The 19,192-nt window shown below is 73.3% G+C and carries 16 protein-coding genes and 2 pseudogenes; 8 read left to right on the top strand and 10 right to left on the bottom strand.

Going from position 1 to position 19,192, the window contains the following annotated elements:
* Nucleotides 1-36 precede the first annotated feature (36 nt).
* Genes QQS16_RS10985 through QQS16_RS10995 form a run of 3 tightly spaced genes read right to left on the bottom strand, consistent with a single transcriptional unit; the run spans nucleotide 37 to nucleotide 3,093 of the window.
* Nucleotides 37-630, bottom strand: a complete 594-nt coding sequence (locus QQS16_RS10985) for a TetR/AcrR family transcriptional regulator (protein WP_286061436.1) — start codon at nucleotides 628-630, stop codon at nucleotides 37-39.
* 31 nt (nucleotides 631-661) lie between these two features.
* Nucleotides 662-2,323: a class I adenylate-forming enzyme family protein gene (locus QQS16_RS10990; RefSeq protein WP_286061437.1), complete on the bottom strand. Its 1,662-nt coding sequence runs from the start codon at nucleotides 2,321-2,323 to the stop codon at nucleotides 662-664.
* Complete coding sequence (locus QQS16_RS10995) at nucleotides 2,320-3,093, bottom strand: SDR family oxidoreductase (RefSeq protein WP_286061438.1); 774 nt, start codon at nucleotides 3,091-3,093, stop codon at nucleotides 2,320-2,322. Before QQS16_RS10995 ends, QQS16_RS10990 begins: the two co-directional genes overlap by 4 nt.
* Before the next feature lie 165 nt (nucleotides 3,094-3,258).
* Between QQS16_RS10995 and QQS16_RS11000 the strand changes: the two genes are divergently transcribed.
* Together QQS16_RS11000 and QQS16_RS11005 are read left to right on the top strand one after the other, a co-directional pair.
* Nucleotides 3,259-4,488 (top strand): exo-beta-N-acetylmuramidase NamZ family protein, encoded by a 1,230-nt coding sequence (locus tag QQS16_RS11000; RefSeq protein WP_286061439.1) that lies wholly within the window; start codon nucleotides 3,259-3,261, stop codon nucleotides 4,486-4,488.
* A 67-nt stretch (nucleotides 4,489-4,555) separates the two neighbouring features.
* Nucleotides 4,556-4,896 (top strand): annotated as a pseudogene (locus tag QQS16_RS11005) (serine-threonine protein kinase); the annotation flags it as partial.
* A gap of 18 nt (nucleotides 4,897-4,914) precedes the next feature.
* On the opposite strand, the pseudogene QQS16_RS11010 reads toward QQS16_RS11005, so the two are convergent.
* Nucleotides 4,915-7,726: pseudogene (locus QQS16_RS11010) on the bottom strand (penicillin acylase family protein).
* A 267-nt stretch (nucleotides 7,727-7,993) separates the two neighbouring features.
* Here QQS16_RS11010 and QQS16_RS11015 point away from each other — a divergent pair.
* Nucleotides 7,994-8,596, top strand: a complete 603-nt coding sequence (locus QQS16_RS11015; protein ID WP_286061440.1) for a hypothetical protein — start codon at nucleotides 7,994-7,996, stop codon at nucleotides 8,594-8,596.
* Between the two features lie 274 nt (nucleotides 8,597-8,870).
* On the top strand, nucleotides 8,871-9,599 hold the full coding sequence (locus tag QQS16_RS11020) for a 3-keto-5-aminohexanoate cleavage protein (protein WP_286061441.1): 729 nt from the start codon (nucleotides 8,871-8,873) through the stop codon (nucleotides 9,597-9,599).
* Between the two features lie 332 nt (nucleotides 9,600-9,931).
* Here QQS16_RS11020 and soxR read toward each other — a convergent pair whose 3' ends face one another.
* On the bottom strand, nucleotides 9,932-10,480 hold the full coding sequence (soxR, locus tag QQS16_RS11025) for a redox-sensitive transcriptional activator SoxR (RefSeq protein ID WP_286061442.1): 549 nt from the start codon (nucleotides 10,478-10,480) through the stop codon (nucleotides 9,932-9,934).
* Between the two features lie 142 nt (nucleotides 10,481-10,622).
* Here soxR and QQS16_RS11030 point away from each other — a divergent pair, with 142 nt between their 5' ends.
* Complete coding sequence (locus QQS16_RS11030) at nucleotides 10,623-11,084, top strand: MaoC family dehydratase (protein ID WP_286061443.1); 462 nt, start codon at nucleotides 10,623-10,625, stop codon at nucleotides 11,082-11,084.
* A 25-nt stretch (nucleotides 11,085-11,109) separates the two neighbouring features.
* On the opposite strand, the gene QQS16_RS11035 is transcribed toward QQS16_RS11030, so the two are convergent.
* Genes QQS16_RS11035 through QQS16_RS11045 form a run of 3 tightly spaced genes read right to left on the bottom strand, consistent with a single transcriptional unit; the run spans nucleotide 11,110 to nucleotide 13,260 of the window.
* The gene (locus QQS16_RS11035; RefSeq protein ID WP_286061444.1) at nucleotides 11,110-11,733 is read right to left on the bottom strand and encodes a TetR/AcrR family transcriptional regulator; all 624 of its coding nucleotides are present in this window, start codon (nucleotides 11,731-11,733) and stop codon (nucleotides 11,110-11,112) included.
* A gap of 58 nt (nucleotides 11,734-11,791) precedes the next feature.
* Nucleotides 11,792-12,049: a YiaA/YiaB family inner membrane protein gene (locus QQS16_RS11040; protein WP_286061445.1), complete on the bottom strand. Its 258-nt coding sequence runs from the start codon at nucleotides 12,047-12,049 to the stop codon at nucleotides 11,792-11,794.
* Nucleotides 12,050-12,108: 59 nt separating this feature from the next.
* Entirely contained in the window at nucleotides 12,109-13,260 is a 1,152-nt protein-coding gene (locus QQS16_RS11045) for an acyl-CoA dehydrogenase family protein (protein WP_286061446.1), read from the bottom strand.
* Between the two features lie 190 nt (nucleotides 13,261-13,450).
* On the opposite strand from QQS16_RS11045, the gene QQS16_RS11050 reads away from it, so the two are divergent.
* The 3 genes from QQS16_RS11050 to QQS16_RS11060 all read left to right on the top strand — a co-directional run bounded on the left by QQS16_RS11050 (nucleotide 13,451) and on the right by QQS16_RS11060 (nucleotide 15,941).
* The gene (locus QQS16_RS11050) at nucleotides 13,451-14,092 is read left to right on the top strand and encodes a TetR/AcrR family transcriptional regulator (protein WP_286061447.1); all 642 of its coding nucleotides are present in this window, start codon (nucleotides 13,451-13,453) and stop codon (nucleotides 14,090-14,092) included.
* A 45-nt stretch (nucleotides 14,093-14,137) separates the two neighbouring features.
* Nucleotides 14,138-14,851, top strand: a complete 714-nt coding sequence (locus QQS16_RS11055) for an ArsR/SmtB family transcription factor (protein ID WP_286061448.1) — start codon at nucleotides 14,138-14,140, stop codon at nucleotides 14,849-14,851.
* Between the two features lie 121 nt (nucleotides 14,852-14,972).
* On the top strand, nucleotides 14,973-15,941 hold the full coding sequence (locus QQS16_RS11060; protein ID WP_286061449.1) for a DMT family transporter: 969 nt from the start codon (nucleotides 14,973-14,975) through the stop codon (nucleotides 15,939-15,941).
* Nucleotides 15,942-16,622: 681 nt separating this feature from the next.
* Here the strand turns inward: QQS16_RS11060 and QQS16_RS11065 are convergent.
* Together QQS16_RS11065 and QQS16_RS11070 are read right to left on the bottom strand one after the other, a co-directional pair.
* On the bottom strand, nucleotides 16,623-17,702 hold the full coding sequence (locus QQS16_RS11065) for a Zn-dependent alcohol dehydrogenase (protein ID WP_286061450.1): 1,080 nt from the start codon (nucleotides 17,700-17,702) through the stop codon (nucleotides 16,623-16,625).
* 11 nt (nucleotides 17,703-17,713) lie between these two features.
* A complete protein-coding gene (locus QQS16_RS11070) occupies nucleotides 17,714-19,102 on the bottom strand; it encodes an aldehyde dehydrogenase family protein (protein ID WP_286061451.1) in 1,389 nt (462 codons plus the stop codon).
* Between the last annotated feature and the right edge of the window lie 90 nt (nucleotides 19,103-19,192).

Below are 19,192 nucleotides of genomic sequence, written 5' to 3' on the forward strand. Positions count from 1 at the left end.
GGGCGACCGCCCCTCACCCGTTTCCCCGAGGGACTCCTAGGGCCGCAGTGCCCGCAGCAGCAGGTCCGCCAGGTGGTCGGCGACCTCCTGGGGGCTGAGCGGGCCGTCGGGGCGGTACCAGGTGGACAGGTGGTGGACCGAGCCGAAGTGGTAGTCGACCACGAGGTCGGCGGGGGTCGCCCGGGAGAAGACGCCCGCCTGCTGGCCCTCCTCGATGAGCGCGCGGAAGCGCTCGTGGTAGCGCCGGCGTTCGGCACGCACCTGCTTGTTCTTCTCGGGGCTCAGGTGGTGCATCGACCGGAAGAAGATCGAGGCGTCGTCGAGGTTGTCGATGGTCGTGACGACGACGTCGGCCGCCGCGCCCCGCAGGCGCTTCTCGATCGGCTCGTCGGCGTCCGCGTACGCGTCGAGTCTCTCCTGCTGGACGCGCAGCACGCGCGCGTACACCTCGTGCAGGAGGTCGTCCTTGGAGCCGAAGTAGTGGTACAGCGCCCCCTTGGTGACACCGGCCGCCTCGACGATCTCCTGCACCGAGGTGCGGTCGTAGCCCCGCTCCGCGAAGAGCCGGGTGGCGGCGGCGAGGAGCCGCTGCGGTACGGGGGTCCCGTCACCGTCCGTCGTCCTGGGCACTGCCGCCACCTGCCTTTCCGAGCTGCTGTTCCTAGTCCTGCGCGCGGGAACGCAGTTCCCGACGGAGGATCTTCCCACTCGCCGTCTTGGGCAAGTCCGGCAGGATCTCCACCTGACGCGGGTATTTGTAGGCGGCCAGTCTCTCCTTGCAGTACGCGGCCAGCGCACCGGGGTCCGTCTCGGCACCCGGACGGAGGCTGATGTACGCCTTGACGGTCTCCCCGCGGTACCCGTCGGGCACCCCGACGACGGCCGCCTCGCGCACCGCCGGATGCGTGTAGAGCACGTCCTCGACCTCGCGCGGCCACACCTTGAAGCCGGAGGCGTTGATCATGTCCTTCTTGCGGTCGACGACGTACAGCCAGCCCTGCGGGTCCATGAAGCCGATGTCGCCGGTGCGCAGCTCCCCGTCCGGGAAGGTCTCCGCGGTGGCGTCCGGGCGCCGCCAGTAGCCGGGCACGACCTGCGGCCCGCTCACGAGGATCTCGCCCTGCTCCCCGAACGGCACCTCCCGGCCCTGGTCGTCGACGATCCGGACGACGGTGTCGGGGCCGGGCACGCCCACCGCCAGCGTCCCGGAGACCGGGTCGACCGGTGCCTCCAGGGTGGGCGGTACGGAGGCGCAGGGCGCGGTGCACTCGGTGAGCCCGTACCCGTTGCGGATGTACGGCCCGAAGCCGGCCCGGAACTTCTCCACCAGGGCGGGCGGCAGCGGGGCGCCGCCCGAGGAGATGGTGGCGAAGGAGGCGAAGTGGTCCGGGGTGACGGCCGGGTGGGCGGCCAGCGCCATGAAGGCGGTCGAGGGGCCGACCGTGTAGTGCGGCCGGTGCTCGGCGAACGCGTCCAGCACGACACCCGCCTCGAAGCGGTACGCCAGCACCAGCGTGCCCGCGCTGTTCAGGCACGCGCCGAGCTGGCAGACCATGCCGGTGATGTGGAACAGCGGCGCCAGCGCGAAGTAGACGGGCGCCTCGGGCAGGGCCAGCCCGGTCCGCTGCCGCTCGGCGTTGTACATGATGTTGCCGTGCGTGTTGGTGGCGCCCTTGGGAGCGCCGCTGGTGCCCGAGGTGTAGCTGATCAGCGCGAGGTCGGACGGGCCCGGGCCGCGGCCCCCGGGCGCCGGGTTACCGGCGCGGGCCACGGACGTGAGGTCGTCGGCGTCCGGGGCCTGCGGAAGCCGCTCGAAGGCCAGCACGCGGGCGTCCTGACGGGTCTGGAAGTCCAGCTCGCAGCCGGTGAGCACGATCCGCACCGGCGAGCCGGCGGCAGCGTCCCGCAGGTACGCCGCCCAGGCGCGGTCGGAGCAGATCAGCGCGGCCACCTCGCCGTCGTGCAGGACATGGCCGACCTCCCCCGACTTGTACATGGGGTTGACGGGCACCACGGTCGCGCCCGCCTTCCAGGCGCCGAGCACCGCGAGCACGAACTGCGGGGAGTTCTGCAGCAGCACCGCCACCCGGTCGCCGCGCCCCAGTCCGCGGGCGGCGAGGTGACCGGCGACGGAGTCGCTGAGCTCGTCCACCTCGCGGTAGGCCAGACGGCCGTCGAAGTAGGCGAGGAAGGTCCGGTCCGGGGTCTCGGCGACCGCCCGGCGCAGGGCGTGCACCAGGGAGTCGGCGGGGTCGACCGGGGCGCGCTGGACGTCGTCGAGCAGGCCCAGCCACGGCTTGGCGGCGTACCGGGAGTCCGTCACCGGGTCGCCTCCCACTTCTGCTGGAGGTGGTTCATGTTCGTCAGCCAGCGGTCGGGGTCGGCGGCCCTGGCCCGGTAGTACCCGGCGACCTCGGGGTGCGGCAGGATCAGGAACCGGTCCTCCTCGATGCCCTCGAACAAGGCGTCCGCGACCTCCTCGGGGGTGATCGCGGTCGGCTGGAGGACCAGGTCACCGGCGCTGCCGGTGGCGGCCAGCATGTCGGTGCGCACGCCCTGCGGACAGATGGCGTGGACCTTCAGTCCGCGGTGCCGGTACGTCAGCGACAGCCACTCGGCGAAGGCGTACGCCCCGTGCTTGGTGACCGCGTAGGGCGCGGCGCCGATCATGGTCAGCAGCCCCGCGGCCGAGACGGTGGAGACGAAGCGTCCGCTGCCGCGCTCCAGCCAGTCCGGGAGCAGCGTGTGGACCGCGCGGACGTGGGCCATGACGTTCACGTCCCAGGAGGCCGCCCAGGGCTGCTCGTCGAACGCCTGGCCCGGCTCCCCGGCCTCGAAGGCGACGCCCGCGTTGGCGCAGTACACGTCGACGGTCCCGCCGAGCGCGTCCCGGGCGTCGGCGACGATCGCGGAGGCGTCCCCCGCGACGGCGATCCCGCCGATCTCCTCGGCCACGGCCTTGGCCCGGCCGGCGTCCAGGTCGTTCACCACGACGCGGGCCCCCTCGGCGGCGAACCGACGGGCGAGCGCGGCCCCGATCCCACCCCCCGCTCCGGTGACGACCACTCCCGCATCCTGCACGGCTCCCACCATCGGTCTCCTTCGACGCGACGCGAATCGGCTCTGCCCCCGCAAGCGGCCAGACTAACCGGTCGGTATGTAGGACGGAAGGGGCCGCCGCGACCGCGTGGGGGGCGCGGGGAAGCACGGCCGGCGCGCTGCTTCCGCCCCACGGGTGAAGCCCTTAGCCTGCACCTCATGCGCCTATCCAGACGAGCCCTGCTCGCAGCGACCACGGCAGCGACCTCACTCACCGCGGCGGCCCCCGCTGCCGCGGCCCGCCGCGGACGGACCGGCTTCGAGAACCTGGCCGCCACCGGCTATGCCGCCCTGCGCGGCCAACGCGCCGGCATCGTCACCAACCCCACCGGCGTCACCCGCGACGTCCGCCACATCGTCGACGTCATGCACGCCGACGACCGCGTGGACCTGACCGCCGTCTTCGGCCCCGAGCACGGCTTCCGCGGCACCGCCCAGGCGGGCGGCTCCGAGGGCCGCTACGACGACCCGGCGACCGGCCTGCCCGTCTACGACACGTACCTCAAGAGCGGCCAGGCCCTCGCCGACGTCTTCACCGCGTCCGGCGTGGACACCGTCGTCTTCGACATCCAGGACGTGGGCGCGCGCTTCTACACGTACATCTGGACCCTGTTCGACTGCATGGAGGCGGCGCGGCTCGCGGGCAAGCGGTTCCTCGTCCTGGACCGGCCGAACCCGGTGACCGGGCGCGCGGCCCTCGGGCCGGTGCTGCACAAGGAGTTCGCGACCTTCGTCGGCCGGCAGCCGATCGCGCAGGCGCACGGGATGACCGTCGCGGAGCTGGCGCGGCTGTTCAACGGGGAGTTCCTGACCGCGCCGGTGGAGCTGGACACCGTGCTGATGACCGGGTGGCGGCGGTCGCAGTGGTACGACGCCTGGGGGCTGCCCTGGGTACCGCCGAGCCCCAACATGCCGACGCCCGAGACGGCGCTGGTGTACGCGGGGACGTGTCTCTTCGAGGGGACGAACCTGTCGGAGGGGCGCGGGACGACCCGGCCCTTCGAACTGCTCGGCGCGGAGGGCGTCGACGGCCGGTGGGCCGCGGCGGCGAACGGACTCGGGCTGCCGGGCGCGCACTTCAGGGAGGCGTACTTCGCGCCCACCTTCTCCAAGTTCCAGGGGAAGACGATCGGGGGTGTGCAGGTCCATGTGCACGACCGGGACGCCTACGACCCCGTGCGCACCGGGATCGCGCTCCTGGTGACCGCCAGGCGGGTGTGGAGCGGCTTCGCCTGGCGTGCGGACCACTGGATCGACAAGCTCACCGGGTCGACGCTGGTGCGCACGATGATCGACGCGGGCGCGGACACCGACGAGGTGGTGGCGGGCTGGGAGCGGGAGCTGGCGGCGTTCCGCAGGGTGCGCGGGACGTACCTGCTGTACCGCTGAACCCGTGACGCACCCGGATGAGTCATGACGCATGGCCGACTCGGCCCCGCCGGCGGGACGATGCGCGCACGACACGGCGCTGTCGACGACGTACCCGCCGGCCTCGCGGACGGCGGGCGACGCCCGGAGTCTGCGGGCCGGCCCGGGCGAGGACGCGGCGGGCTTCGGCGTCGGGCGGACCTTGGGCGCCGAGTGGGGGCCCTGGGGTACGGCGGGGTGCGGGCGGTGCCCGGCACGAGGTCCCTCACGCTCGCCGAGGCCCTGCGGACGAAGCTGCCGGTGTCGGGCTGCGTGAACGCCGACGCCGCCGCGTGCGTCAGGCGGGGCGGACCGCCCGCCGGCGCGCACAACGACATCGCGCACCGGGAGCCGGTCCAGGTGGTGCCGGCGGCGGGCCGCGTCCGCTGACCCGCCGCCAGGCGTGCCCTACCGGTGCGTGGTGAACTCCACGACCTGCTGGAACGTCGGCCGGTTCTGCCAGCTGATGCCGGCGTGCTTGATGCCGCCCAGGGTGCGCTGGACGATCGAGTCGGCGCACCACTGGTCGCCCGCCGCGCACAGCTCGTCGCCGGGATAGACCTGGGCCGACGTCCGCCCGGCCGCCTCCTTCAGCGTGCCGATCAGAACGTCCCGGCAGGCGCCGAGGCCGCCGCCGCCGCAGTACTTCCGGGCGAGCGGACCCCGCACCGGCTCCCCGAGCACCGCCCGGACGTCCTTGTCGACATAGCTCCACCAGCCGTACTGGAAGGCGCTTCCGGCGTGCGCGCCGGTCGGACCGTGCGCGGCCGACGGGGTCTCGTCGACGGGCAGGTTGCGGGTGAAGGCGGTGTACAGGTCACTGCCCAGGCCCGGTTCGAAGGTGGCCTTCACCAGCAGCGGCCACCACGCGTCGAGGACGCGGATCGCGTCGGCGTCGGCGTACGTCCGCGAACCGGCCGTCGTCTCGGTGCGTTTGGCTCCGGCCCGCACCCACGCCTTGAGTCTGCTCACCGCCGCGGCGGCCGTGGCGTCGGTCACCGGCGCGCTCTCGATCACCTTCAGCAGGTCCGGCAGCACGTCCTCGGCCCGCAGGTCGGCCAGTCCGGCGTCGGCCATCGCCTTCACCAGCGAGGCCCGGGTGACCCCGCCCGCGGCGACCAGCCGCCTCACCCGGTCGTCGAGCAGGTTGCCGCGGTGGACCGACCCGTCGCCCCAGGAGGCGGTCGAGTAGTCCTTGGCCTGCTTGTTGTTCCAGCTGATGTAGAAGTCCTGGTCCATGGAGTTCGGGTGCTCCGACGGGGGTGTGTACCGCGCCGTGTTGGCGGCCGGGTCCCAACTCGTGGGCCGGCCGCGCCCACACCGGGAACTCGGCGTCGACGCCGGTGGCCCGTACCGGGTTGTCGCCGCTGTTGTAGTACGCGGTGTGCTCGGAGTCGGCGTAGAACCAGTTGAAGGTGTAGTTGATGTGCTGCACCGCCCGCTGGAAGTCCTGCGGGCCCTTCACGTAGTCCGGGTCGTTCAGCATCTGGAAGCCGATGATCGAGTCGGCCTCGTGCAGGAAGGACGAGCGCAGGGTGGTGTAGGCGACCTTCTTGCCGCCGACCGTCGCCCGGTGGGCGACAGGGCCGTACTTGGTGCGCCAGACGCGCATGGTGTACGAGCCGGCCGCGGTGCCGTCGGCCGTGGTCGGCTTCCAGGCGTTCTTCCGCTCGACCTTCTCCATGGGCGTGCACACACCCCGGTACAGGTAGTGGTGGTCGTCCTGGCAGAGTTCGACGGCGTACGTGTCGATGATGTCCTGGCCGGAGGTCGTCGCGCTCCAGGCGTAGTCCTGGCCACGGCCGAGTTCGACGTACATGCTCAGACCCGCGAAGGAGGCGCCGCGGGCGCTGAGGCCGGGGCCCTGGATCTCCTGGAGCATCAGCAACTGCGGTGCGAAGTAGCCGGTCTGCGGGCCGAAGACGGCGATCGGGTGCCCGCTCGCGGTGTGCTCGCCGCTCACCACGAGGGCGTTGGACATGCCCCGCCTGGCGGAGGTGACGGCCGTCCGCGCCGCCGCCGCGGACGCGCCGCCGGCGCTCGCCGTGGCCGCGCTGCCGGTACGGTCGTGGACCAGTTGCTCCTCGGTCACCGAACCGGCGTCGGGCAGGGCCCCGCCCTGCGCGTCGGCGGGTCTGGACGCGTACGGGAAGCTGCCGTCGTGGACGGTGAGGACCGCCTCGGGATCGTTGCGCTCGCGGAACGACTCCCAGACCTCGGTGCCCTCGGCCACCCCGTACTTCTGCTGCGCGGCCAGCAGCGACAGCGCGTTGGCGACCTCGCCGCCGCCCCCGGAGCCGAACAGCGCGCCGATCACGGAGGCCAGCGCGACCAGGTCGGTGGGCTTGAAGCGGGCGATCGTGCCGGCGTTGGTGACGGAGTCCTTGTGGCCGGTCAGGACGTACTCGCCGGGGAAGTAACGGCCACTGTCGGCGGCGTCGATGTAGGCGTTGATGCCGGCGACGTACGCGTTGACGTCGGCGAGGGCCTGCCGGCCCCGGTCTCCGGCCGCGGCCACCGCGGTGTCGATCTGCGCCTGGAGTTCGGCCTCGGTGTACGGCGCGTGGCGCCAGAACTCCTGCTCCAGGCCCTGGTTGGACGGGTCGCCGCCCGCGAAGGAGGTCAGCTGGCCGCGGCCGACGTGACGGAAGACGTCCATGAGCCACAGCCGGTCCTCGGCCGCCGCGTAGCCCGCTCCGAACTCCGTGCCGTATCTGGTGGTACCGGTGATGTGCGGTACGCCCGTCTTCTTGTCGCGGACGATCGTCACGTCGGTGCGACCGGCGGGCTTGACCGTGGAGGCGACTTGATCGGCGGGCACCCCGAAGGACGCGTCGTTGAAGAAGGTGTTGACCGTGGCGTCGGTCAGCGCCGGGTAGCCCTTGGCCAGGGCGGCGTACGGGCCGAGCTGGTCCGCGGCGTGGGCGGGCTGGGTGCCGAATGCCTGGTTGAGCAGGATCTGCGCGAGGGTGGCGTTGCCGTTCTGGCCGGGCGGCAGGATGTCGGAGCACTGGCCGCCGCAGTGGTCGTCCACCGCCGCGGCCTTCTCCTTCACCGCTGTCTCCGTCGCCTTCACCGCTGTCTCCGTCGCCGCCGCGGGAGAGAGCGGGGAAAGAAGAGCGGAAATCAGGACGCATACGAAGGCGCTCTTCAGGAACCCGGGGGATCCGCCGGGAGTTCTGAGTCTGTCGAGGACGGTGCGTGGGGTGCGCCGTGACATAGAAACTCCTACCGACGGGGGCGGGCTGGGCGTTACCGCCGGTATCCCCGTAATTGAAGATGAACATGCGTCACTTTTTGGAGTCGCCACGATGTTGTCGCGCAGAACCCCGATCGGCTCGCGGAGGTCAACCGCGGCCTGCTTATGGGAGGCCATCGGAAATCGGATGGAGCCGAATCGCTTGTCGATACGTCTATTCGGCGACGTCCATGCGACGACGCCGAAGTGACCGAAGTGCAGGTGCAGGTGTGACGGAGGTGCAGGGCGATGGCCGGTTTCCGGAGTCTGGCGAGACAGGTGCGCGATCCACGGTGTGATCTGGCGCTACGGCGTTACTCGCTCCGCAAGTGCCTTGAACGGTTCGCCCCTTACGGACACAGGGCGACCTGGGACCATTTGTGCTCCCGGGCCGGGTTCGGCCCGGAGGACCGCTCCCCCGACCCAGCGCGGCTCGTGGCCGCACTGGAGGAACTGGAGGAGGCGCGTTCGGTCTGGCTGGCCTACGAGGTGGAGTTCGCCGAGCGGCGCAAGAAGGAGAAGCACGACGGGCTGCGCAGGCCGGGCAGCGTGGACGACTGGCACCGGCTGACCTGGGGCGGTTTCGGGGTCGCCTGGTGCGACGACCCACGGGTCCATCCCGATGAACCGCTCGCGGAGGTACTGCGCCGGCTCATCTCCGCACTGGAGCGGGAACCGGGCGCGGAATGCCCGGTGTGCGGCGGGGAGCGCCTCGTCTGGAAGTACGAACTGGACCACGAGCCCTCGACGGGCCCGGTCTGCGTGGACTGCGGCATTCTCGTACCGCGGCCCGTGCTCACGCCCGAGGCACTGGCGGACGCCAGGCGCGGACGGCTGCTGATCTCGGCCTGACCGGGCGGACCTGGGAACCGTGCATGGCGGGGGTGCGCCGGGGATGCCGCACCCCCCACTTCAACCGTGGTGCCGTGGTGGCGAGTCGGCGACGTGCCCAGTCGGCGGGCCGAGTTGGTGGGCCGGCGGCGTGCCGAGTCGGTGGGCCGGCCAGTCGGCGGGGTGCCGAGTCGCCGGGCGTCCGTGCCCGGTCGGTCGTCCGCGCCGGGCGTCGCCCGTCGGCGGGGTCCTCGGGACGGCGCGCCTTGTCGGTGGCGCCTGGCACCATCGAGACATGGTGCAGGTGTGTCTCAACGGGCCCCGGGGGGCCGCCGACGGCGCGATGGTGCCGCTCACGCCGCAGGCGATGGCCGCGTCCGCGACGGAGGCGGTCGCTGCCGGGGCCACGGACGTGCACGTCCACCCGAAGACGCCGTGCGGTCGGGACAGCGTGTCGCCGCGGCTGGTCGCGGCGGCGCTCGACGCCATACGCGCCCGGGTGGCGGTGCCCGTCGGCGTGACCACGGGCGCCTGGGCGGAACCGGACCCGGCCGCCCGGGTGGAGCGGATCCGCGGCTGGACCGTGCTGCCCGACCACGCCTCGGTCAACTGGCACGAGCCGGGCGCCGAGGAGGTGGCCGCCGCCCTCGTCGACCGCGGCGTGGGCGTGGAGGCCGGTATCTGGTCGGGGACGGACGGGGCGGCGCGGTTCGCCGTCTCACCGCTCGGCCCGAAGGTGCTGCGGGTCCTCGCCGAGGTGACGGACCCGGAACCCGGCACCGCGGAGGACACCGCCCGCGCGCTCCTGGCCGACCTGGGAGCCGCCCACGGCCGTCCGGTGCTGCTGCACGGCGAGGACGGCGGCGCGTGGCCGGTACTGCGGCTGGCCGGACGCCTCGGCCTCGCGACCCGCGTGGGCCTGGAGGACACCCTGGTGCTGCCCGACGGCCAACCGGCCGTGTCCAACGCCCAGTTGGTGGCGGCGGCGCTGGTCCAGCACGGCGGGGACCGGCGGTCCTCGTAGGGCGGGGCGGACACGTCGCGCGCGGGACACCGCAGCGGGGCCGATCCGGTGAACGGCCGGGCCGCGGGGCGGGGCGAGCAGCCCGGTGCGCGGCACCGGGCCGTCGGCCGGAACCCGGCTGGGGCCGCCCGGCCGCCATTGCCGGCCGCCCTGCCGCCGCGCTCGCCCGGGCCGGCCGATCGGCGCGCCCAACCGGTCAGCGTGCCCAACCGCTCAGCACGCCCGGCGGTCCGTCGGCAGGCCACACCCGCCCGGCCGCCCAGCGGTTCGAAGGCAGGCCACACCCGCGCTCGGCCGCCCGGCGGTCCGGCGTGCGCGCGAGAGCGGAGCGGTCAGCAGCACTCCTCCGGTTCGCGTGCACCCGCGCGCTGCCGTTCCCGCTCCCGCTCCCGTTCGCCGCGTGGCGTGGCCTTCTGGCGGCCTCCCCCCTGTTCCACCATCAGCCTCGAACCCGCCTGGCGTTCGCCGAAGATGTCGTCGGGGTTGGAGAGGACGCAGGTGTCCAGGGAGAGGCAGCCGCAGCCGATGCAGTCGGTGAGGTGGTCGCGCAGGCGGTTGAGCTGCTTGATGCGTTCGTCGAGTTCGGAGCGCCAGGCCTCGGAGAGGCGGGCCCAGTCCTCGCGGGTGGGCGTGCGCCCCTCGGGGAGTTCGGCGAGGGCTTCACGGATCGTGGCCAGGGGGATGCCGACGCGTTGCGCGGCCCGGACGAAGGCGACCCGGCGCAGCGCGTCACGGGAGTAGCGGCGCTGGTTGCCCGTGGTCCGGCGGCTGCTGATCAGGCCCTTGGACTCGTAGAAGTGCAGGGCGGAGACGGCGGCGCCGCTGCGTGCGGCGAGTTGGCCGACCGTCAGCTCGTGGATCTTCTCGGGAATCTGAGGCACCCCTCGGAGCCTACCCACCCCCCACCCGCCCGCGGCCACCCCCGTCGATGTCCCGGGCGTCGACGTCCCGGGGCGTTGACAGGCCGCACGCGGCCGACCATGCTAAGCAGTCGCTTAGACATCACTGGGAGAGGGCCGGGACATGGCAGAGCCGAGGATCTTCACCTCCGTCGACGACCTGAAGGCGGCGGTGGGCGAGCAGCTGGGGCACACCGACTGGCTGGAGGTCGACCAGAAGCGGATCGACCTGTTCGCGGAGGCCACCGGTGACCACCAGTGGATCCACGTGGACCCGGAGCGGGCCGCCACGGGCCCGTTCGGCACCACCATCGCGCACGGCTACCTGACCCTGTCCCTGCTGCCGCTCTTCGGCCCCCAGCTGATCAAGGTGGAGGGCGTGCAGATGGGCGTCAACTACGGGACCAACAAGGTCCGTTTCCCCGCCCCGGTCCCGGTCGGCTCCCGGCTGCGCTCCACCGCCACGATCACCGGTGTCGACGACGTGCAGGGCGGCGTCCAGGTGACCGTCGCGTTCACCGTGGAGCGCGAGGGCGGGGACAAGCCGGTGTGCGTGGCGGAGTCCGTGTCCCGGTACTACCTCTAGGCGCACTCCCCCGGCACGGGTCCCGTCACTTGGCGCCCACCATCCGCAGTACGAGGTCGGCGTAGAGCGCGCCGACCTCCTCGGGTGTGCGCGGGCCGTCGACGCTGAACCAGCGGGCCACGTCGACGCACAGGGAGAGCACGGCGAGCGTCGTCCCCTGGACGTCCAGGACGTCGAACTCGCCGGTCGCCACGCCGTCCTCGAGGATGCCGCGCACCTCGGCGTCGCACTGCCGGCGCAGGGCGAGGATCTCGGCGCGGGCGTCCGGGCCGAGCGAGTCGAGTTCGTACTGCACGACCCGCGCGGTGGTACGGCCGCCCGCGTGCCAGCGGACGAAGGAGCTCACCGCGTCGGCGAGCCGCTCGGTGGCGGCGCCCTCGCCCGAGGCCGCCACGCGCAGGATCTCCACGGCCTTCTGGTGGCCGATCCTGCTGATGCGGTGGAGGAGTTCTTCCTTGGTCTTGTAGTGGATGTAGAGCGCGGCCGGGCTCATGCCGGCGCGGCTCGCGATGTCACGGGTCGTCGTGGCGTGGTAGCCGCGCTCGGCGAAGGCCTCCACCGCGGCGATGAGCAGCCGCCGGGCCGCGTCGGGCGTGACCTCGCCCCACGCCGACGTCTCTCCGTCGGCCGTCTCCTTCGCCGTACTCATCGCTTCGCCCCTCTTCACCGACACGGCCACCACCATACCGCCGAAGGTGAGCGGGCGCTTAGCGTGCCCGCTGGGAGCTCTCGAAGGGGCTGTACGACGGGGTCGCCGCCTCCTGCCGGTCCCGGATCACCTTGGACAGGGTGAACGCGGAGGTGACGAGGTACAGGACGGCGATGCCGAGGAAGGCCCGCACCCAGGCGTCGGCGTTCAGCTTGAAGATGCCGATGGCGGTGGCGCCCATGGCGATGGAGAAGGACGCGACGGCCTGGCCGTAGAAGGCGGCCGTGTTCTGCTGCTTGCCCGATGTCTCACTCATGGGGACAGCTTCGGCGCCCGTGGCCGGTTCCCACATCCGCCGGCGTACTCAGAACGTACTCAGAACGCGGAGACCCCCGTCAGGGCCCGCCCGATGACCAGCTTCTGGATCTGGCTGGTGCCCTCGTACAGGGTCATCACGCGGGCGTCGCGCAGCAGCTTGCCCGCCGGGTACTCGTCGATGTAGCCGTAGCCGCCGAAGACCTGGAGGGCGTTGTTCGCGGCGCGGACGGCCGCCTCCGAGGCGAACAGCTTGGCCTTGGAGGACTCGACGGCGAAGGGCAGGCCCCGGTCGATGAGGTCGGCGACCCGCCAGGTCAGCAGCCGGGCCGCGTCCACGTCGACGGCGATGTCGCTGATCAGCTCCTGGACGAGCTGGTGGTGGGCGATGGTCTTCCCGAACTGCTCGCGTTCGCCCGCGTACCGGACGGCCGCGTCCAGCGCGGCCTGGGCGATGCCCACGCAGCCCGCCGCCACCGACATCCGCCCCTTGGCCAGGGCCGACATGGCGACCGAGAAGCCCTTGCCCTCCTCGCCGAGCAGCGCGGAGGCGGGGACGCGGACGTCCTCCAGGACCAGCTCCGCCGTCGCCTGACCGCGCAGGCCGAGCTTGCCGTGCAGGGTGCGGCGGGTCAGGCCGGGGCTGTCGGCCGGGACGAGGAAGGCGGAGACGCCCTTGTGGCCGGGGGCGTCGGTGGAGCGGGCGAACAGCAGCACCACGTCGGCCCAGGTGCCGTTGGTGATGAACATCTTGGTGCCGTTGAGGACGTACGTGTCGCCGTCACGCACGGCGCGTGTGGTGAGGTGGCCGGCATCGGATCCGGTGCCCGGCTCGGTGAGGCCGAAGCAGCCCACGTACGCGCCGGAGGTGAGGCCCGGCAGCCAGCGCCGTTTCTGCTCCTCGTCGCCCCAGGCCGCGATGGTCTTGGCGACCAGCCCGAGGGAGACGGACACGATGCCGCGCACGGACGAGTCGCCGCGTCCGAGTTCCTCCGTCACCAGGCAGTACGCGAGGTGGTCGCCGCCCGAGCCGCCGTACTCCTCGTCGACCGTCAGGCCCAGGAAGCCGACCTCGCCGAGCTTCTTCACGAGCGAGCGGTCGACCTCCTCGGCACGGTCCCAGGCGACGGCGTGGGGGGTGATCTCCCGGTCGACGAAGTCCTTGGCGAGCTGCCGGACGGCGGTCTGCTCCTCGCTGAGCTCCAGGTTCATGCCGAGTCACCCCACTGAAGACCACGGAAAATCACTGACGACGGCGGACGGGCGCGGGTGGCCGCGGGTGGCCGCGGGTGCCCGCGGTGGCTCCACGCGACGGCCTCGCCCACGACCTTGCGGCGGCCCGAAGAGCCGCCCCATAAAATTAGCACTGCTAGTTTCTGGGCGCAGCCCTACTATGTGCGCCATGGCCCGACCGCGCAAGCCCCTCCTCAGCACCGACCGGATCGTCCGGACGGCCCGCGCGCTCGTGGACGCGGAGGGCCTCGCGGCCGTCTCCACCCGACGGCTCGCCGCCGAACTGGGGGTCAGCGGACCCTCGCTCTACAACCACTTCGGCACCAAGGACGAGATCCTGGAGGCGGTCGCCGACTCGGTGAGCGCGCAGGTCGACCTGTCGATGTTCGAGGACGGCCGGGACTGGCGGACCGCGCTGCACGACTGGGCCGTCTCCTACCGGGCCGCCCTGCGCGACCACCCGAACATCGTCCCGGTCCTGGCGCGCGGCCCCGGCCGCCGGCCGGCGGGACTGCGGCTCGCCGACGCCGTCTACGGCGGGATGGTCGACGCGGGCTGGCCGCCGGCGCAGGCCACGTCCATCGGCGCGCTGATGCGGTACTTCGTCATGGGCTCCGCGCTCGGCTCCTTCGCTGGCGGCTTCGTGGACGACGCCGACGCGTACGACCCCGCCGACTATCCGCACCTCGGCCAGGCCCACCTGCTCGCCGAGCAGCAGGAGAAGATCGACGAACGGGCCTTCGAGACAGGGCTCACGGCGCTGCTGGACGGGCTGGCGCAGCAGTACGAGCAGGTCGGGCGGACGGCGTAGGACAGTTCGGCGGGCGCCGAAGAGTCCGTGTCCCATCCTGGACGCATGACCACCAAGGACCCGCGGGCGGTGCGGCTGGCCCGCCTCGCCGCACTCCTCGCCGACGAGACCCGTTCCGCGTGTCTGCTCGCGCTGCTCGACGGGCGGGCGTGGACGGCCGGTGAACTGGCACGGCACGCGGGTGTCGCCCCGTCGACGCTGAGCGAGCACCTGGGCAGGCTGGTCGGGGGCGGACTGCTCGCCGAGGAACGGCAGGGGCGGCACCGGTACGTCCGGCTGGCCGACGCGCGGGTCGCGCAGCTGGTGGAGGACCTGGCCGCGCAGGCCGGTCCGGGCGGCGGTGAGACCCGGCCGCGGAGTCTGCGGGAGGCGGGCGCCGGGTCGGCGATGGCCCGGGGCCGCACCTGCTACGACCACCTCGCCGGGCGGCTCGGCATCGCGGTGACGGACGCGCTGACCGAGCGCGGGCTGCTGCGGCAGGACACCGGGTTCGCCCTCACGGACGCGGGCGTCGGCTGGTTCGGCTCCGCCGGCATCGCCCTCGACCGCACCAGCCGCCGCCCCCTGGCCCGGGCCTGCCTCGACTGGACCGAGCGGCGCCCTCATCTCGCGGGCGTCGCGGGGGCCGCCCTGTGCCGGCACGCGCTGGACGCGGGCTGGTGCGTGCGCATCGGCTCCGCGCGGGCGGTGCAGGTGACGGCTGCCGGTGAGCGCGCGCTGTCCGGCCTGCTCGGCATCGGGCCGACGGCACTGCGCTGAGTTCGGCCGAGGCCGTCCCGGACAGCTCCGGGACCGCGGCCGTCCGCGCGTGATCGCCGGGGGTGATCGTCCCGCCCGGGATAGCGAGCCTCCCACCCCCGTCCCTCCTACTCCCTGGAGCATGATGAACGCCTCACCGCCCCGTCCGGACCGCCGTACGGAGCTGCTCGCCGCCGGTGCCGCCACGGTCACCGTGGTGCTGTGGGCCTCCGCCTTCGTCTCGATCCGCAGTGCGGGCGCCGCGTACTCGCCGGGCGCGCTGGCGCTCGGCCGGCTGCTGGCCGGGGCCCTGGCGCTGGGGGCGATCTGTCTCGTCCGGCGGGAAGGGTGGCCGCCGCGGCCGGCGTGGCGGGGGATCGCGCTGTCCGGGGTGCTGTGGTTCGGCTGCTACATGGTCGCCCTGAACTGGGGCGAGCAGCAGGTGGACGCCGGCACCGCGGCCCTGGTCGTGAACATCGGCCCGATCCTCATCGCGCTGCTCGGCGCGCGGCTGCTGGGGGACGCGATGCCGCCGCGGCTGCTGGCGGGGATGGCGGTGTCGTTCGCGGGCGCGGTGACGGTCGGGCTGTCGATGTCCGGCGACGGCGGGTCCTCGGTGCTCGGGGTGGTGCTGTGCCTGCTCGCCGCGGTCGGGTACGCGGGCGGAGTCGTGGCGCAGAAGCCGGCGCTCGGCCGGGCGAGCGTGTTGCAGGTGACGACGTTCGGGTGTCTGGTCGGGGCGGTGGTGTGTCTGCCGTTCGCCGGTCAGCTGGTACGGGACGCGGCCGACGCGCCGGTCTCCGCCACCCTCAACATGGTCTACCTGGGCGTCTTCCCGACCGCGCTGGCCTTCACCACCTGGGCCTACGCCCTGGCCCGGACGACCGCAAGCCGGATGGGCGCGACCACGTACGCGGTGCCCGCCCTGGTCGTCCTGATGTCGTGGCTGACGCTCGGCGAGGTACCGGGGCTGTTCACCCTGGCGGGCGGCGCGCTGTGCCTGGCAGGCGTCGCGGTCTCCCGCTCCCGCCGACGACCCCGCCAGGCCACGCCCCCGAAGGACGCCTCGGACGCGCGGCCCGAGACGGCCCCGGACACCCGAACCGGCTGAGCCACGCCGGGAGGAACTGAGCCGCGCTCAGGCGTCGAGCCGGGCTCGGACGGGGCTGATCGGGCGGGCGGGGGGCGGTCATGCCCTGCCCCGGCCGGGCCGCGCCCCAGAAGGGCGCCCTGGACGCGCGGCCCGAGACGGCCCCGGACACCCGAACAGGCTGAGCCACGCCGGGAGGAACTGAGCCGCGCTCAGGCGTCGAGCCGGGCTCGGACGGGGCCATACGGGGAGACGGCGACGGGCCGGGCATGCCCCTGACCCGGCCGCGAGCGTCCCCGGATCTGCGACGCCGAGCGTCCCCGGAGGTACGGCGCACCTGTCCCACGCCGGCTCACGGATCCCCGGCACCGGCCGCGGCACCCGGCGCCGGCCGTCAACACCCGGGCCCCGCCGCCGGACACCGTGGACCGACTACGGACGCCCGGCACCGGCTACCGACACCCGGACCCCGTCAGGCGGGCCAGGGACGGGCCGGTGCCGCCGGACACCGTGGACCGGCTGCGGCGCCCGGCACCTGACACCTGACACCTGACACCGGCCGTCAACACCCGAGCCCGGCCACCGAACACCATGGACAACTGCGGAAGCCCGGCACCCGCTGCCGATACCCGGACCCCGCCAGGCGGGCCGGGGACGGGCCGGGCGCAGCGCGAGCCTTCGGGCGGTACCGGGGGCGGGGGGTCAGAACACCACCAGGGCCCGGCCGCCCTTGCCCGCCAGCATGTTCTCGAACGCTGCCGGGATGCCCTCCAGGGCGATGCGTTCGGTGACCAGTGCGCCGAGGTCGAGGCGGCCCTCGCGGACGTGGGCGGCGAGCACCGGGAGGTCGGTCGTCGGGTTCGCGTTGCCGTACACGCAGCCCGAGAGGGTTCTGCCCCAGTGGAAGATCTCCAGGGCGTTGAAGGTGACCTGCTGGTCCTTGCCGCCGATGCCGACGACCGTGGTACGGCCGCCGCGGCGGGTGGAGTCCCAGGCCGTGCGGATGGTGGTCGCGCGGCCCACGCACTCGACGGCCACGTCCACGCCCTGCTTGTCGGTGAGGGCTCGGATCTCGCGGGCGGTGTGGTCGGAGGCGACCACGTAGTCGGTGGCCCCGGCCGTGCGCGCCAGCTCCTCCTTGTCCGGCGAGACGTCCACCGCGACGATTCTGGACGCGCCCGCGATCCGGGCCGCCTGGAGGGCCGCGAGGCCCACCCCTCCGACGCCGTACACCGCGACCGTCTCCCCCGGCCGGACCTGTGCCGCGTGGTGGACGGCGCCGTAGCCCGTGAGCACCGCGCAGCCGAGCAGGGCCGCGTCGGTGAGCGGGATGCCCTCCGGGAGGGGCAGGACGCAGCCCGCCGGCACCACCGTCTCCTCGGCGAAGGCGGCCACGTTCAGGCCGGGGTGGAGGTCGGTGCCGTCCGCGGTGCGGGCGTGGACGCCGGCGGCGCCGTTCAGCGCGTTGGCGCACAGCCAGACCTCGCCGAGCGAGCAGGCGTGGCAGGCGCCGCAGGACGGGGCCCAGTTGAGGACGACGGCGTCACCGGGCCGGATGTGGGTGACGTCCTCGCCGACGGCGACGACCGTGCCCGCGCCCTCGTGGCCGAGGACGGCCGGGACGGGGACGCGCATGGTGCCGTTGGACAGGGACAGGTCGGAGTGGCAGACCCCGGCGGCGGCGAGCCGGACGCGGACCTGGCCCGGTCCGGGGTCGGGCAGGTCGATCTCGGCGATCTCCAGAGGAGCGCCCACGGCGGGAAGGACGGCGGCACGGACCACGGGAACGCTCCTCAGAACTGCAGGGACTTGGTCTGGAGGTACTCGGCGAGGCCGTGGGTGCCGAGTTCGCGGCCCACGCCCGACTGCTTGTACCCCCCGAAGGGCGCGAGGGGGTTGAATCGGCCGCCGTTGATGTCGACCTGGCCGGTGTCCATGCGCCGGGCGAAGGCCACCGCCTCGGCCTCGTCGCCGGCCCAGACGGCGCCCGCGAGGCCGTAGATCGTGCCGTTGGCGATGCGCAGCGCGTCCTCCTCGTCCTCGTAGCGCAGGAGGGACAGGACCGGGCCGAAGATCTCCTCCTGGGCGATGGTCATGTCCGGGGTGACGTCGGCGAACACGGTGGGGCTGACGAACCAGCCCTGCTCGCGGGGGGACTCGGGGCCTCCGGCCACCAGCCTCGCCCCCTCGGCCATGCCCTTCTCGATGTACCCGCGCACGCGTTCCTGCTGCTGGGCGTTGACGAGGGGGCCGATGCGGTCGCCGTACTTCGCGGCGGCGGCCGCGGCCAGCTCGACCGCCTCCTCGTACTGCTCCCGGTGCACCAGCATCCGCGTCCAGGCACTGCACGTCTGGCCGGAGTTGGACATGACGTTGGCGACGCCGACGTTGACGGCCTTGGCGAGGTCGGCGCTCGGCAGGATCACGTTGGCGGACTTGCCGCCCAGCTCCAGGGCGACCTTCTTGACGGCGGCGCCCGCCGCCGCGCCGATCCGCCGGCCGACCGCGGTGGAGCCGGTGAAGGAGACCAGGTCGACGTCCGCGTGCTCGGCCAGGGCCTGCCCGGCGACCGGGCCGAGTCCGGTGACGAGGTTGAAGACACCGGCGGGGACTCCGGCCTCGTGCACCGCCTCGGCGAACAGCTGGGCGACCAGCGGGGTGTCCTCGGCGGGCTTGAGCACCACCGTGCAGCCCGCGGCGAGCGCCGGGGCGACCTTGGCGACGATCTGGTGCAGGGGGTAGTTCCAGGGCGTGATCGCGCCGACCACGCCGACGGGCACGTGCAGGACGGTGGAGTTGCCGACCTTCTCCTCGAAGGGGTGGGTCGCCGCGATCCCGGCGTAGGAGCCGGCGACGGCGATCGGCACGGCCGCGTGCACGTTCTGCGAGAACTTCAGCGGCGAGCCGAGTTCCGCGGTGACCGTCTCGGCGATCTCGTCCTTGCGGGCCACGAGGACGTCCCGGAGGGCGGCCAGGCGCGCGGCCCGGTCGGCGGGGGCGGTCGCGGCCCAGCCGGGCAGGGCGGCGCGGGCGGCCCGTACGGCGGCGTCGACGTCCTCGGCGGTGCCGGCCGGGACCCGGCCGAGCACCTGCTCGTCGACCGGGTTCACGACGTCGAAGGTGTCCGGACCGGTGGCGGGGCGCCACTCGCCGTCGATGTACATGCCGTCGTGTGCCTTCATCGTGCGTCCTCCCGGGCGGGGCTGCGTCGTCCGCGTCACAAACTAGCGACCAACCCAAAACTAGCGGCGATAGTTTTCTGGCGCCAGGGA

The sequence above is a fragment of the Streptomyces sp. ALI-76-A genome (genome assembly GCF_030287445.1).
In the GTDB taxonomy this organism is placed as follows: Bacteria; Actinomycetota; Actinomycetes; order Streptomycetales; family Streptomycetaceae; genus Streptomyces.